We start from the raw sequence: 13,426 nt of genomic DNA on the forward strand, positions 1-13,426 counted from the left end.
CGCCTCAGCGGATGGCGTGCGGCGCGGGCGTCTTGTGGATCAGCACCGCGTCCAGATTCTCCAGCGCGCGATGGCCCATGGCGTCGCGCACCTCGATGGTGGCGGAGCCGAGATGCGGCAGCAGGGCCACATTCTCCAGCGCGAAATAGCCGGGGAAGACCTTGGGCTCGCCATCATAGACGTCGAGGCCCGCGGCGCGGGTGTGGCCCGAGGTGAGCGAAGCCACGAGGGCCGCGTCATCCACGCTGCCGCCGCGGCCGGAATTCACGACCAGGTGGCCGGGCTTCATCATCGCCAGCCGCTCGGCGTTCAGCCATTTGCGCGTGGCATCGCCGCCCGGGACATGCATGGAGATGACGTCGATCGTCTTGAGGAAGCTCGCGTCATTGTCGTGGTAGATGGCGCCCATCTCCGCCTCGGGCGGCAGGCGGTTGATGTCGCGGTAATGGATTTCCATCTTGAAGCCGCGCGCCATGGCGGCCAGCTCGCGCCCGATCCGGCCCATGCCGAGGATGCCGAGCTTCTTGCCCTCCAGCGTGACACCCATGAGCTGCGTCGGCGCCCAGCCCTCCCACTTGCCGGCGCGCACCATGCGCTCGCCCTCGCCCGCGCGGCGGGCGGCCATGAGCATCAGCGTCATCGCCGTCTCGGCGGTGGCGAAGCTCAGCACCTCGGGCGTGTTGGTGCAGGTGATGCCGCGCGCGCGGGCGGCGGCCACGTCCAGATGGTCATAGCCCACGCTGAAGGTGGCGATGCACTTCACCGAGGCCGGCAGCGCCGCGATGGTGGCGGCGTTCATCGGGTCGCCGGCCGCGCAGAGGATGCCATCCGCACCCTGGGCGCGCTTGGCGATCTCGGCGCCGTCGCGGAACCAGGGGGCGTCATCGGGGTTCAGCCGCACCTCGTAATCCCGCGCGGCGCGCGCCTCGATGGCTTCGGGCAGCTTGCGGGTGATGAGCAGCACGGGCTTCGGCATGGTCGTTTCCTGGTCACTTGCCCGATGCGGGCTTGGGAGGGCGCAACATAACGGCCGCGCGGCGGCTTGCCAGAGGGGGCGCGGCGCGGCAGGGTCAAGCCCGGTTTTTTCAGGGGATATGGACCATGAATCTCGGGCTCAAGGGCAAGCGCGCGCTGGTGATGGGGGCCTCCAAGGGCCTGGGGCGCTCCATCGCGGATGCGCTGGCGGCCGAGGGCGCGGCGCTGGTCATCAGCGGGCGTGACCAGGCGAGCCTGGATGTGGCCGCCAAGGAACTGGTGGCGGCGGGTGCGGCTTCCTGCACCGGCATCCCGGCCGATGTCTCCAAGCCCGAGCAGATGGACGCGCTGGCCGATGGCGCGGTGGCGGCCATGGGCGGCGTGGACATCCTGGTGCAGAACCATGGCGGCCCGCCGCCCGGCCCCGCGCTGGAGGTGACGGAGGCGCTGCTCTCCACCTGGTTCCAGAGCATCGTGCTCTCGCCCATCCGCATCACCAACCGGCTGCTGCCCGGCATGCGCGAGCGCAAGTATGGCCGCATCATCAATGTCGGCAGCACCGGCATGCTGCAGCCGCTGCCCAACATGGTGCTGAGCAACACGCTGCGCGCCAGCATCATGGGCTGGATGAAGACGCTCTCCGCCGAGGTGGCGCATGAGGGCATCACCTGCAACATCGTTGCCCCCGGTGCGATCCGCACGGACCGTTCGCTGGAGACGGCGGGTAGCCTCGCCAAGCGCCAGGGCAAGACGGTGGATGAGGTGATCGCCGAGCGCAGCAAGACCATCCCGGCCGGGCGCTATGGCCTGCCCGGCGAATACGGCCCGCTGGTGGCCTTCCTGTGCAGTGAGCAGGCGGCCTACATCACGGGCAGCATCATGCGCACCGATGGCGGGATGGTGCGCGGGTGGTGAGCATGTCCAGTCAGGCTCGCCTCGCCGTCGATATCGGCGGCACCTTCACGGATGTGGCGATCGAGGCGACCACGGGCGAGGACCAGGTCCAGCGCTGGACCGCCAAGGTCCTCACCACGCCGCATGCGCCGGAGTTGGGCGTATTGGAAGGCGTGCGGGTGGTGCTCGCCCGCGCCGGGCTGCAGCCCTCCGACATCACGCTGCTGATCCATGGCACCACGCTCGCCACCAATGCGCTGATCGAGCGCAAGGGCGCGCCCACCGCGCTGCTCACCACCGAGGGCTTCCGCGATGTGCTCGCGCTGGGCAATGAGAGCCGCTACGACCAGTACGACCTGAACATCGAGCTGCCGCAGCCCCTGGTGCCGCGCCGCTGGCGCCTGCCGGTGACGGAGCGCCTGGACAATACCGGCCAGGTGCTGGTGAAGCTGGATGAGGAGGCGGTCCGCGCCTGGATCCCCTTCATGAAGGCGGAGGGCGTGCAGAGCCTCGCCATCGGCTTCATCCATGGCTTCGTGAACCCGGTGCATGAGCGCCGCGCGGCCGAGATCATCCGCGCCGAATGGCCGGAACTGCCGATCTCGCTCAGCTGCGAAGTCAGCCCCGAGATGCGCGAATGGGAGCGCTTCTCCACCACCGTCGCCAATGCCTATGTGCAGCCGCTCATGGCCAGCTACCTGGCGCGGCTGGAGGCGGGGCTGCGTTCGGGTGGGATGACCTGCCCGCTCTTCCTGATGCTCTCGGGCGGTGGGCTCACCACCATCGAGACGGCGTCGCGCTTCCCGATCCGGCTCGTGGAGAGCGGGCCGGCGGGGGGTGCGATCTTCTCGGCGCATGTGGCCAAGCAGCGCGGCTGGGGCAAGGTGCTGAGCTTCGACATGGGCGGCACCACGGCCAAGGTCTGCCTGATCGACGATTTCGCACCGCAGGCGAGCCGCACCTTCGAGGTCGCGCGCGTCGGCCGCTTCCGGAAGGGCTCGGGCCTGCCGCTGCGCATCCCCGTGATCGAGATGGTGGAGATCGGCGCGGGTGGCGGGTCGCTCGCGCATCTCGACAGCATGGGGCGCATCCAGGTGGGGCCGGAATCCGCGGGCGCCGATCCCGGCCCGGCCTGCTATGGCCGCGGCGGCACCAAGCCCGCGGTGACGGATGCGAACCTCACCCTCGGCCGCTATGACGCGGCGGCCTTCGCGGGTGGTTCGCTCGCGCTCAACACCCAGGCCGCCGAGGCGGCGCTGGTGGAGCATGTGGGCAAGGGCCTCGGCCTGGAGGCCGGCATGGCCGCACTCGGCGTGGTCGAGATGGTGGATGAGAACATGGCCAATGCGGCGCGTGTCCATGCCATCGAGTCTGCCAAATCCTATGAGGGCCGCGCCATCATCGCCTTCGGTGGCGGCGGGCCCGTGCATGGCTATCGCGTGGCCGAGAAGATCGGCGTGAAGAAGCTGCTGGTGCCGTCCGGCGCGGGCGTGGGTTCGGCCATCGGCTTCCTGCGCGCGCCCGTGGGCTATGAGGTGGTGAAGAGCCTCTACACCCGCTTCGCGAGCTTCGACGTGGCCGGCGTAAACGCGCTGCTGGCGGCGATGAGCGCCGAGGCGTCCAAGGTGGTGGCGGAGGGCAGCTTTGGTGCTGCGACCGTCGAGCACCGCATCGGCTATATGCGCTATGTCGGGCAGGGGCATGAGATCGCCGTCGCGCTGCCCGTGCGGCCGCTGGTGGAGGCCGACATCGCCGCCATCCGCGCGGCTTACGACGCGGAGTATACGCGCTTCTACGACCGCCCGGTTCCGGGCAGCGATGTGGAGGTGCTGAGCTTCGCCGTGACCGTCGCCACCGTGGTGGAGGATGTGGAACCTGCCGCCGAAGTGGCCGCCGCACCCGCGCCCAAGCCCATCCGCAGCCAGCAGGTGCGCGATACCGCGACCGGCGTGGTCGCCACCTGGCAGGTCTATGACCGCACGCAGATGGCGCCGGGGGCGGAAGTGCCGGGGCCCTGCATCATCGCGGAGGATGAGACCTCCACGCTGGTGGGCCCGGGCTGGACCTGCCGGATGGATGGGCTGGGCTATCTGGAACTGACGCGAGGGGATGCGTGATGAGCGGGGCACTCGAAAAGATCCAACGCCAGATCCAGTGGAACCGCCTCATCGCGGTGGTCGAGGAACAGGCGCAGACCATGATCCGCACCGCCTTCAGCACCACGGTGCGAGAGGCGGGCGATCTTTCGGCCGGCGTCTTCGATCTGGAAGGGCGGATGATGGCGCAGGCCGTCACCGGCACGCCGGGCCATGTGAATTCCATGGCCGAGGCGGTGGGGCATTTCCTCAAGAAATTCCCCGCCCACACCATGAAGCCGGGCGACCACTACATCACCAATGACCCCTGGCTCGCCACCGGCCACCTGCATGACCTGACGGTGGTCAGCCCCGCCTTCCGCAACGGGAAGATCGTGGGCCTCTTCGCCAATACCGCGCATATCATCGACATCGGCGGCCTCGGCATGGGGCCCGAGGGGCGCTCGGTCTTCGAGGAAGGGCTCTATATCCCGATCGTGAAGTGCTTCGAGGCCGGCCAGCCCAACGACACCTTCTTCGACTTCATCCGCGCCGGCAGCCGCACGCCCGTCGAGCTGGAGGGCGACATCTACTCGCTCTGCGCCTGCAATGATGCCGGCGCCAAGCGCCTCGTCGAGATGATGGACGAGTATCGGATGGAGAGCCTGGACGATCTGGCCGCCTTCATCTTCGACAGCAGCATGAGCGCCACCAAGGCCGAGATCGCGAAGCTGCCGCAAAGCGTCGTCTGGCGCGGCGAGATCCGCTCGGATGGCTATGAGGCGCCGGTCACGCTGCAGGCCGCGATGCGCGCCGAGGGCGGCGAGATCGTGGTGGATTTCGCGGGCACCTCGGGTCTCTCCACGCGCGGCATCAACGTGCCGCCGGCCTATTGCCGCGCCTATGCCTGCTTCGGCCTGAAATGCGTGATCGCGCCCGAGATCCCGAACAATTGGGCGAGCCTGCTGCCGTTCCGCATGGAAATCCCGGAGGGCTGCATCCTGAACGCGCCGCGCCCCTATCCGGTCAGCGTGCGGCATGTGATCGGCCAGCTCATTCCCGATCTGATGATGGGATGCCTCGCCCAGGCCATCCCGGACCGCGTGAATGCCGAGGGCTCGTCGGCGCTGTGGAACCCGCCGCTGCGCGGTGGCAGCCAGGTGAGCGGGCAGGCGGCGGAGGTGGAGGATTTCGAGATCATCACCTTCAACTCCGGCGGCACCGGCGCCAGGCCCACGAAGGATGGCCTGGACGGCATCGCCTTCCCCTCCGGCGTGCGCACCATGCCGGTGGAGGCCACCGAAAACGTGGCGCCCGTGATCTTCTGGCGGAAGGAGCTGCGGCCGGATTCCGCGGGCCCGGGCAAGACGCGCGGCGGCTTCGGCCAGATCATGGAGATCGGCGCCAAGAAGGATGCCGAATTCGCCGTGAACGCGATCTTCGACCGCGTGGCCAATCCGCCCAAGGGCCGCTTTGGCGGTGGCGAGGGCGCGGGCGGCTGGGTCGGGCTCGATGACGCCAATGGCACGGTGCTGCGCACCAAGGGCTTCCAGGTGATCCCGAAGGGGCGGCATCTGGTGCTCAAGCTGCCCGGCGGCGGCGGCATGGGCGACCCCAAGCAGCGCGACCCCGCGCTGGTGGCGCGCGACGTGGCCGATGGGCTGGTGAGCCTGGCCGAGGCGAAGCGGGTCTATGGCCAGGGCTGACACCGCCCTGATCATCGGCGCGGGCGCGGGGCTTTCCGCCTCGCTCGCGCGCAAGCTCGCGGCCGCCGGCTGGGATGTGGCGCTGGCGGCGCGGGATGTGGGCAAGCTCGCCGCACTCGCCGCCGAGACCGGCGCCAGCACCCATGGCTGCGATGCAGCCGATCCGGCTTCCGTGGCCGCGCTGTTCGAGGCGCTGGACGCCGCGCAGCGCGCGCCCGCCTTCGTCGTCTACAATCCGAGCTTCCGTGTGCGCGGGCCGCTCATCGAGCTCGACCCCGAGCAGGTGCGCCGCACGCTGGAAGTCTGCGCCTTCGGCGCCTTCCTGGCCGCGCAGCAGGCGGCGCGGCGCATGCTGGCGGTGGGGCGCGGTTCCATCTTCTTCACCGGCGCCTCGGCCGGCGTGAAGGGTTTTCCGAAATCAGCGCCCTTCGCCATGGGCAAGTTCGCGCTGCGCGGCCTGGCGGAAAGCCTGGCACGCGAGCTGCACCCGCAGAACATCCATATCTGCCATTTCGTGATTGATGGCGGCATCGCTTCCGCGAGTCGCGTGGCCGCGCCGGGCACGGATTCCCTGCTCGACCCCGATGCGATCGCCGACACCTATCTGCACGCGCTGCACCAGCCGCGCAGCGCGTGGAGCCATGAGATCGCGCTGCGTCCCTGGGTCGAGACCTTCTAGGCGGCGCTGTCCCGCTTCTCCGCGATCGTCTTCCGCAGCGCGCAAAGCCCGATCACGCCCGCCGTGCCCACCATGGCGCCCGCCGCAAACGCGCCGCGGATGGCGAATTTCGAGAGCAGCACCCGGGCGCAGATCAGTTTCAGCAGCATCGTCGTTCGTCCTCTTTCCCGGTCGGTTTAACGACCGGGAGGTGGGGACAAAATGATCTGCCGCAAGCCTCAGCCGCGCAGGCTCTCCACCATCGCGCCATAGACCATGTTCTTGAACACCATGCGCGTATGCGTGCGCGAGGAGGGCCCCTGCGCCATGAAGACACCGACAAGCTTCTCGGCGCGATCAATGGTGAAGCTGGTGCCCCAGGCGCCGGCCCACATCGCATCGCCGGGCGAGCCGGGGGCGACGGCGATGCCCTGCTCGCGCCGCACCGCGAAGCCGAGGCCGAAGCCATAGCCCGGGCCCGTGCTGGCCTGGGGCGTGCCGCCCATGCTGCCCATATGGTCCGAGAGCATCCAGTTCACCGTGGGCGCCGAGAGGTAGCGCTTGCCCTCGAAGCTGCCGCCATTGGCCACCATCTGCGCGAAGCGGAAATAGTCCGAACTGGTGCCCACCAGCCCCGCGCCGCCCTTGAAATGGCCGGCGGGAACCGGGTTCTGCTCGATGCGGTAGCTGTTCCACATGGGCGTGGAAAGCGGGTCGGAGGCGATGCTCTCCGCCACGCGCGAACGCCGCGCCGGGTCCACCCACCAGACCGTGTCCGTCATGCCGAGCGGGCCGGTGATGCGTTCGGCGATCAGCCGGTCCAGCGGCTGGCCGGCGACGCGCTGCAGCAGCAGGCCCAGCACATCGGTGCTGATCGAGTAGAAGAACTGCGCGCCCGGCTGGAAGGCCAGCGGAATGGTGCCCAGGCGGCGCAGCATCTCATCGCCCGGCACCGGGCCGCGCCGGGCCTCGATGTCGTTCTCCTCATAGAGCTCGCGGATGCGCGGGAAGGGCGAGGCCGCCGCATAGACGAAGCCCGAGGAATGCCGCAGCAGGTCCTGCACGGTGATGGGGCGGGCCAGCGGCACCTCGCCCTCGCGGGTCATCACCTTCAGCTCGCGCAGCTCGGGCAGCCATTGGGTGATGTTGTCGCCGATCTTCATGCGGCCTTCCTCCACCAGCATCATGGCGGCGACGCTGGTGATGGGCTTGGTCATGGAGGCCAGGAGGAAGATGGCCTCGCGCGTCATGGGGATGCGCCGCGCATTGTCCTGATGGCCATAGGCCTCGTGATGGATGATCTGGCCGTTGCGCGCGATCAGCGCCACGCAGCCATTGAAGCTGCCGCGCTCCACCTCCCGCGCCATGGCGGGCTGGAAGCGGGCGAGGCGCGCGCGGGAGAAGCCCTGGACCAGGTCCTGGCTGCGCTCCGCCTCCTGCGCGATCGCCGGGGTGGCGAGGATGCCCGCGGGCAGCAGGGCGAGATGACGGCGCTGCATGGTCTCAGGTCCTGATCAGAGGGCAGCCGCCCTCGTTGAGGGGGCGGAAGGCCTCTTCGGCGGGGACGGTCGCGCGCAGCTTGTAGAAATCCCACATGCCGCGGGATTCGCGGGGCGCCTTCACCTCGAAGAGATAGGCGGGGTGGATCTTGCGGCCATCCTCGCGGATGCGCCCGGGGCCGAAGGCGTCATCCTCGGTCGGCATGCGCTTCATCACGTTCAGCACCTCGATGCCGCTCGCCTTGGCCCGCGGCACGCCCACTTCCATCACGCCCTTGAGGTAATGGATGGCGCAGGAATAGGTGCCGGCATGTTCCTGGTTCGGCATGTTGTCCGGCGTGCGGCGCAGGATGCGTTGCGCGAGGCCGCGCGTGCGGTCATTCAGGTCGTGGTAGAAGACCTCGCTCATCACCATCCCCTGCGCGGCCTCGAGGCCGATGGAGCGGATGTCCTGCACGAACATGATCATGCCGGCGAGCTGCTGGCCGCGCCGCGTCAGGCCGAATTCATGCGCCTGCTTCACGCAGTTCTGCATGTCGGCCGCCGCCATGGCGAGGCCCACCACCTTCGCGCGGCTCGCCTGCGCCTGCAGCAGGAAGGAGCTGAAATCGGTGGTGCCGGGGAAGGGGTAGCGGGCGCTGCCCATCACCCGCCCGCCCGAGCGCGTGACGAATTGCGAGGTGTCGCGCTCCAGCTGGTGGCCGAAGGCATAGTCGGCGGTGATGAAGAACCAGGAATCGCCGCCGGAGCGGACGGTGGCGCCGCCCACCACATTGGCGAACATCCAGGTGTCATAGGTCCATTGCACCGTATGCGTGGAGCATTGCGGGCCGGTCAGCGCGGAGGAGGCGGCACCGGAGGCGAGCTGGATCTTGTCCTTCTCGCGCACGAGGTTGGCCAGCGCCAGCGCGATGGCGCTGTTGTTCACCTCGCAGATCATGTCCACGCCCTGTGTGTCGATCCAGCGGCGGGCGAGGGCGAGCGCCGCATCCGGCCGGTTCTGGTGGTCGCCCGAGAGCACCTCCACCTGCACGCCGCGCTGCGCCATGCCGAGATCCTCGATCGCCTGCTGCACGGCGGCGACGGAGGTGGGGCCGGAGGTGTCGCGATAGGGGCCGCTCATATCGGCCAGGACGCCGATGCGGATCACATTGTCGCGCGGCTGGGCGCGGCCGGGCAGCGGTGTTGCCGCGATGGCGGTGGCGGCGCCGAGTGCGCCGCGGCGGGTGATCGGATTCATGGCGTTTGGCCTCCCTGATGTTGGAAGGATGCTGCGCGGGGATCGGGCCGCGCGCAAGCGCCGGGTTCAGGGGGCGATGCGATGGCCCGCATCAATGGGATGGACCGAGACCATTTCGGCCGCCGCCCAGAAGACCAGCAGGGCCAGCACCGCCTCCATGCGGATGGAGCGCGCCAGCTTTCCCGGCACGGCCTCATCGCCGGCTTCCAGCGCCGGCGTCAGGCGCAGCTTGTGCCGGGCGGCCAGCGCGATCAGGCCCAGCACCAGGGCCAGCTTCACGATCATCGCCCAGCCATACCAGGCGGCGAAGAGCAGATCCCAGCGCGGCACCAGCAGCACGGCCGCCATGCCGCCCGCCAGCACCACCACCGCCACCATGGCGAGGGCCGCGCGCGACCAGGCGGCGATCAGCGCGCCCTCGCCCGCGCGGGCGGCGCGGATCAAGAGCGGCAGGCTGCCGATCCAGAAGCCGACGGCCAGCAGGTGCAGCGTGACCAGGGCGGAGAGTTCCTGGCGCGGGCGGAACAGCGTGGAATGGCCCATGGCCGCATAGCTCGCCGCCGCCATCAGCGCACCCATGGCGGCCAGCGCCGGGGCCACCGGCCAGGGCATCGCCGCCAGCGCCAGCAGCGCCAGGCCCGCACAGCGCAGCCAGAAGGCATCGCCGATGCGCGAGACCATCATGGCCCGCCAGACCGCGCCGTCGAACCAGGCTTCGCCGCCGCTCAGGATCTGCGCGCGCAGCAGGAGGCCCGCCAGCGAGACGGCGATGCCGGCCAAGGCGGCGCCCAGCAGCCAGCGGCGCAGATGCGCCATCCCCGCCGCATCCAGCCGATGGCCGAATGCCGCCAGGAAGAGCCCGATGCCGGCCGCGCCCAGCGAGGTGGCGTATTGCGCGGCCCGCAGCAGCACCGTCGCGCCATCCAGCAGGCTCGGATCGGGCTGGAGATATTCGAGGATCATGGCGCGCGCTCCAGCGTGAAGCGGATGGTGCCGCGGATCGGGTGCCCATCGGCCGAGATGGCGCGCCATTCGAGGCGCAGCGCGCCGGGGGGCAGGGGGGCTTCGGGGGTGGCGCGCTCCTCTCGCCGGGGCGCGGCATCGCCCGCGCGGCGCAGCGGCAAGGGCTGGCCCGCGGCATCGAGCAGGCGCAGCGAGGTCACCTGCACCGCCTCGTTGAAGCGCAGCAGGAATTCGGCGGGGGGGCCCGTGAGGCGCGCGCCATCGGCCGGGCTGCTGCTGCGCAATTCGGAATGCGCGAGCGCGAGGCCGGGGGCGAGAATCAGCAGGGCAGCGAGCAGGTTGCGCATGCGCCCTGTCTCGGCCTTCCCATGAGGTCAGGGTCAAGCGCCGGGATGCGTCTCGCTCTCGATCCGCCCGTCGCGCAGATTCACCATGCGGTCGAAGCGGTCGAAGATCTTCTCGTCATGCGTGACGACGAGGATGGCGGCCTGCTGCTCCCGCGCCACGCGGCGCAGCAATTCCATCACCACCCGCGCGCGTTCGGAATCGAGCGCCGCCGTCGGCTCATCGGCCAGGATGATGCGCGGCTGGTTGGCCAGCGCCCGGGCGATGGCGACCCGCTGCGCCTCGCCGCCCGAGAGCAGCGCCGGCATGGCGCTGGCGCGGCGGCCGACCTGGAGGTGATCGAGCAGCGCCGCCGCGCGTTGCCGCGCCTCGCTGAGGCCCACGCCCGAAAGCGTGATGGCCAGCGCCACATTGTCGGTCGCGTTCAGGAAGGGCAGCAGATTGTGCGCCTGGAAGATGAAGCCGATCTTCTCGCGGCGCAGCGCCCGCAGGTCTCGCCGCTTCCAGGCGCCCTCCCAGACCGTCTCGCCGGCTAGGCGCATCACCCCCGCATCGGGCTCCAGAATGCAGGCGACGACGTTGAGCAGGGTGGATTTCCCGCTGCCCGAGGGGCCGCGCAGCCCCACCACCTCGCCGGGGGCGACCGTCAGATGGATGTCGGACAGCGCCTGGACGCGCGCCTCGCCACGGCCGAAGCCCTTGGCGATGCCGGCCAGCTCGACCAGGTTCATCCGCCCAGCGCCTGGGCGGGTTCGATGCGCAGCGCGGCCCGCACGCCCAGCAGGCTGGCCAGCAGGCAGATCACGAAGACCACGCCGGCCACCGCCAGCAGCACCTCCGGCCCCAGCACGACGCGGCGGGGAAACACGTCCTTCACCAGCAGCAGCAGCGCGGCGCCACTGGCGAAGCTCACGGCCCCCAGCAGCAGCGCCTGCTGCATGACGAGCGAGACGATGGCGCGGTCGGGTGCCCCGATCAGCTTCAGCGTCGCGATCTCGCGCAGCTTGTCCATGGTCAGCATGTAGACGATCAGCGCCACGATCACGCCCGAGACGAGCAGCAGGATGCCCGTGAAGAGGCCCAATTGCTTGCGTGCGCGCTCCACCACGCTGCGGGTCAGCACCTCTTCCTGCTCGGCCTCCGAGAGGGCGGCCAGGTGCTTCCAGCGGCGCAGCTGCTCGGTGATCTGCGCCGGGTCCGCATGCGGGGCGAGGCGGGCAATGACGGCGTTCACCGAATCCTGCGGCTGGCCCTGGCTGCCGCTGGCGGTCGCGCGGCGTGCGGCGGGCGCGTTCAGGCGGAACTGCAATTCCTGCGCATCGGCCAGCGTGATCCAGCCCAGCGGATCGCCGCCGGAGGAAACGGCGCGCGCCGTCAGCCCCACCACGCGGAAGCGCAGCCCGCCGATCTCGACCATGGCGCCCAAGGGCTGGCGCGCCCCGCGGTCCAGGACCATCTCGCGGCGCGCGGCGATGCCACGGCCCTCCACCAGCGCGGGCGGGCCGCCCGGCCGGTCCAGCTCATACCCCACGATCTGCACGCGCAGCGGCGCGCCCACGCGCTCGCGCCCCGCCTCATTGCGGAAGGCGCCGGCGGTGCTGGCGGCGGCACTGCCGGCCACGCGCGCCTCGACGGTCTGGAAGGTGACGCTGCCGGCGGCCGTAACACCCGCGATGCGCGCCACCGCCTCACGCGTGTCGCCCGGGATGCGGCTCGCTTCCGCGAAGGGGCCGCGCGTGCCGCCCTCCACCACCCAGAGATTGGCGTCCAGCGCGCGGGTGAGCGAGAGCGCTTCCTCCACCACGCCGCGATAGATGCCGACCATGGCGAGTGCGACGCCCAGCAGCAGGCCGAGCCCCGCGCAGGTCAGCAGGAAGCGGCCAAGCTTGTGGCGGATGTCGCGCAGCGCGAGGTTCATGGGATGGCGCGCGCGGCCCGCCCCTCGCGGAAGCCGGGCAGGATGCGCGTCACCACCTCGGGGCTGCCATCGGCGAGGACCAGGCGCGCATCCAGCGTGCGGCCCACGAAGCGCAGCGGGCGCTGGTGCAGCAGGCCGCCCTCCAGCACCCAGCCGCTTCCCGTGGCGCCGTCAAAGCCGGTGATGGCGGCCTCCGGCACCAGGCGGGCCTCGGCCAGGCGGCCGGTCTCGATCTCGACCTGGAGCTGCTCGCCCAGCACGGGGCGCTCGGGGCAGCGCTCGCAGCGCAGCCAGACGCGGCGCTCCTCCGTCACGCGGTCGCTCTCCAGGCCGATGCGCACCACGCGGGCCGGGAAGACCTCGCCGGGGAGGGAGCGCAGGCGGACCTCGGCCGGCTGGCCTTCGCGCAGGCGGCCCGCCCGCGCCTCGTCCACATGCGCGAGCGCCCAGAGGCTGCCGGGGGCGACCAGGGTGAAGATCACCTCGCCCGGCTGCACCGCGCTTCCCGCCTCGCGGTTGCGGGCGATGACCAGCGCGTCGAAGGGCGCCACCAGGCTGTGCTTGGCGAGCGTTCCGCGCTCGGCGGCCAGGTTCGCGCGGGCATCGGCCAGCAGCGCCTGCGCCACCGTGATGTCGGCCCGCGCGACCGCGAGATCGGCCGCCGCCGTGGTCGCCTCGGTCTCCGCGATCTCGGCCGCCTCCAGCGAGCCGCTGCCGCGCGTGGCGAGCTCTCGCCGGCGCTGGGCCAGGCTGCGCTTCTGGGCATAGGTGGCGGCCGCGCGTTCGGCGATGGCGGCGACGCGGGGCTGCTGGGCCTCGGCGCTCTGTACCGTCGCTTCCGCGCGGGCGACGCGGGCGCGCTGCGAGGTCTCGTTCAGCCGCGCCAGCACCGTGCCTTGCGCCACGCGGTCGCCGTGATCGGCCTCCAGCGCCACCAGCGTGCCGGAGATCTCGAAGCCAATGCGGGAGAGGATCTGCGCCTCGACCGTGCCGAGCCCGAAGACGCGGAGCGGCACGTTACGCTCGACGCGGGCAAGGCTCACCTCCAGCGGGCGCTGGCCCCAGGCCAAGAGGCCCCCCGCGATCGCGAGGGGAAGCAGCAGCAGCAGAAGCCAGCGCAAGCGTCTCATGGCGGGGAAGGTTGCGCCTTCCC

At 70.6% G+C, this 13,426-nt stretch carries 13 protein-coding genes; 4 read left to right on the plus strand and 9 right to left on the minus strand.

Features of this window, described 5'->3' with window-relative positions; all coding sequences use genetic code 11:
- Positions 1-4 precede the first annotated feature (4 nt).
- Entirely contained in the window at positions 5-976 is a 972-nt protein-coding gene (locus KTR66_RS01580; protein WP_213609652.1) for a D-glycerate dehydrogenase, read from the minus strand.
- A 125-nt stretch (positions 977-1,101) separates the two neighbouring features.
- On the opposite strand from KTR66_RS01580, the gene KTR66_RS01585 reads away from it, so the two are divergent.
- The 4 genes from KTR66_RS01585 to KTR66_RS01600 are packed head-to-tail and all read left to right on the plus strand — an operon-like array spanning position 1,102 to position 6,329.
- Positions 1,102-1,890: an SDR family oxidoreductase gene (locus KTR66_RS01585; protein ID WP_213609654.1), complete on the plus strand. Its 789-nt coding sequence runs from the start codon at positions 1,102-1,104 to the stop codon at positions 1,888-1,890.
- Positions 1,891-1,892: 2 nt separating this feature from the next.
- On the plus strand, positions 1,893-3,986 hold the full coding sequence (locus tag KTR66_RS01590; protein ID WP_213609656.1) for a hydantoinase/oxoprolinase family protein: 2,094 nt from the start codon (positions 1,893-1,895) through the stop codon (positions 3,984-3,986).
- Entirely contained in the window at positions 3,986-5,650 is a 1,665-nt protein-coding gene (locus tag KTR66_RS01595; protein WP_213609658.1) for a hydantoinase B/oxoprolinase family protein, read from the plus strand. Before KTR66_RS01590 ends, KTR66_RS01595 begins: the two co-directional genes overlap by 1 nt.
- Positions 5,637-6,329: an SDR family NAD(P)-dependent oxidoreductase gene (locus KTR66_RS01600; RefSeq protein WP_213609660.1), complete on the plus strand. Its 693-nt coding sequence runs from the start codon at positions 5,637-5,639 to the stop codon at positions 6,327-6,329. Before KTR66_RS01595 ends, KTR66_RS01600 begins: the two co-directional genes overlap by 14 nt.
- Here the strand turns inward: KTR66_RS01600 and KTR66_RS01605 are convergent.
- The 8 genes from KTR66_RS01605 to KTR66_RS01640 form a co-directional block, all read right to left on the minus strand.
- Positions 6,326-6,478 (minus strand): hypothetical protein, encoded by a 153-nt coding sequence (locus tag KTR66_RS01605; protein WP_213609662.1) that lies wholly within the window; start codon positions 6,476-6,478, stop codon positions 6,326-6,328. The two genes, KTR66_RS01600 and KTR66_RS01605, sit on opposite strands and share 4 nt — an antisense overlap.
- A gap of 69 nt (positions 6,479-6,547) precedes the next feature.
- Complete coding sequence (locus tag KTR66_RS01610; protein WP_213609664.1) at positions 6,548-7,807, minus strand: serine hydrolase; 1,260 nt, start codon at positions 7,805-7,807, stop codon at positions 6,548-6,550.
- A 4-nt stretch (positions 7,808-7,811) separates the two neighbouring features.
- On the minus strand, positions 7,812-9,047 hold the full coding sequence (locus tag KTR66_RS01615) for an ABC transporter substrate-binding protein (protein ID WP_213609666.1): 1,236 nt from the start codon (positions 9,045-9,047) through the stop codon (positions 7,812-7,814).
- Between the two features lie 66 nt (positions 9,048-9,113).
- Positions 9,114-10,010 (minus strand): CopD family protein, encoded by an 897-nt coding sequence (locus KTR66_RS01620; RefSeq protein ID WP_213609668.1) that lies wholly within the window; start codon positions 10,008-10,010, stop codon positions 9,114-9,116.
- The gene (locus KTR66_RS01625) at positions 10,007-10,357 is read right to left on the minus strand and encodes a copper resistance CopC family protein (RefSeq protein ID WP_213609670.1); all 351 of its coding nucleotides are present in this window, start codon (positions 10,355-10,357) and stop codon (positions 10,007-10,009) included. Before KTR66_RS01625 ends, KTR66_RS01620 begins: the two co-directional genes overlap by 4 nt.
- Before the next feature lie 33 nt (positions 10,358-10,390).
- Entirely contained in the window at positions 10,391-11,086 is a 696-nt protein-coding gene (locus KTR66_RS01630) for an ABC transporter ATP-binding protein (RefSeq protein WP_213609672.1), read from the minus strand.
- Complete coding sequence (locus KTR66_RS01635) at positions 11,083-12,273, minus strand: FtsX-like permease family protein (protein ID WP_213609674.1); 1,191 nt, start codon at positions 12,271-12,273, stop codon at positions 11,083-11,085. The genes KTR66_RS01630 and KTR66_RS01635 overlap by 4 nt, the downstream gene beginning before the upstream one ends.
- Positions 12,270-13,394 carry an efflux RND transporter periplasmic adaptor subunit gene (locus KTR66_RS01640; protein WP_213609676.1) on the minus strand — a complete coding sequence of 375 codons (1,125 nt, stop codon included), beginning with the start codon at positions 13,392-13,394 and terminating at the stop codon, positions 12,270-12,272. Before KTR66_RS01640 ends, KTR66_RS01635 begins: the two co-directional genes overlap by 4 nt.
- Positions 13,395-13,426: the final 32 nt, after the last annotated feature.

The sequence above is a fragment of the Roseococcus sp. SDR genome (assembly GCF_019083995.1).
GTDB lineage: Bacteria > Pseudomonadota > Alphaproteobacteria > Acetobacterales > Acetobacteraceae > Roseococcus.

Excerpts from the sequence above, each read along its gene's own strand:
- KTR66_RS01580 (WP_213609652.1), bottom strand. The coding sequence starts at position 976 with ATGCCGAAGCCCGTGCTGCTCATCACCCGCAAGCTGCCCGAAGCCATC.
- KTR66_RS01585 (WP_213609654.1), top strand. The coding sequence starts at position 1,102 with ATGAATCTCGGGCTCAAGGGCAAGCGCGCGCTGGTGATGGGGGCCTCC.
- KTR66_RS01590 (WP_213609656.1), top strand. The coding sequence starts at position 1,893 with ATGTCCAGTCAGGCTCGCCTCGCCGTCGATATCGGCGGCACCTTCACG.
- KTR66_RS01595 (WP_213609658.1), top strand. The coding sequence starts at position 3,986 with ATGAGCGGGGCACTCGAAAAGATCCAACGCCAGATCCAGTGGAACCGC.
- KTR66_RS01600 (WP_213609660.1), top strand. The coding sequence starts at position 5,637 with ATGGCCAGGGCTGACACCGCCCTGATCATCGGCGCGGGCGCGGGGCTT.
- KTR66_RS01605 (WP_213609662.1), bottom strand. The coding sequence starts at position 6,478 with ATGCTGCTGAAACTGATCTGCGCCCGGGTGCTGCTCTCGAAATTCGCC.
- KTR66_RS01610 (WP_213609664.1), bottom strand. The coding sequence starts at position 7,807 with ATGCAGCGCCGTCATCTCGCCCTGCTGCCCGCGGGCATCCTCGCCACC.
- KTR66_RS01615 (WP_213609666.1), bottom strand. The coding sequence starts at position 9,047 with ATGAATCCGATCACCCGCCGCGGCGCACTCGGCGCCGCCACCGCCATC.
- KTR66_RS01620 (WP_213609668.1), bottom strand. The coding sequence starts at position 10,010 with ATGATCCTCGAATATCTCCAGCCCGATCCGAGCCTGCTGGATGGCGCG.
- KTR66_RS01625 (WP_213609670.1), bottom strand. The coding sequence starts at position 10,357 with ATGCGCAACCTGCTCGCTGCCCTGCTGATTCTCGCCCCCGGCCTCGCG.
- KTR66_RS01630 (WP_213609672.1), bottom strand. The coding sequence starts at position 11,086 with ATGAACCTGGTCGAGCTGGCCGGCATCGCCAAGGGCTTCGGCCGTGGC.
- KTR66_RS01635 (WP_213609674.1), bottom strand. The coding sequence starts at position 12,273 with ATGAACCTCGCGCTGCGCGACATCCGCCACAAGCTTGGCCGCTTCCTG.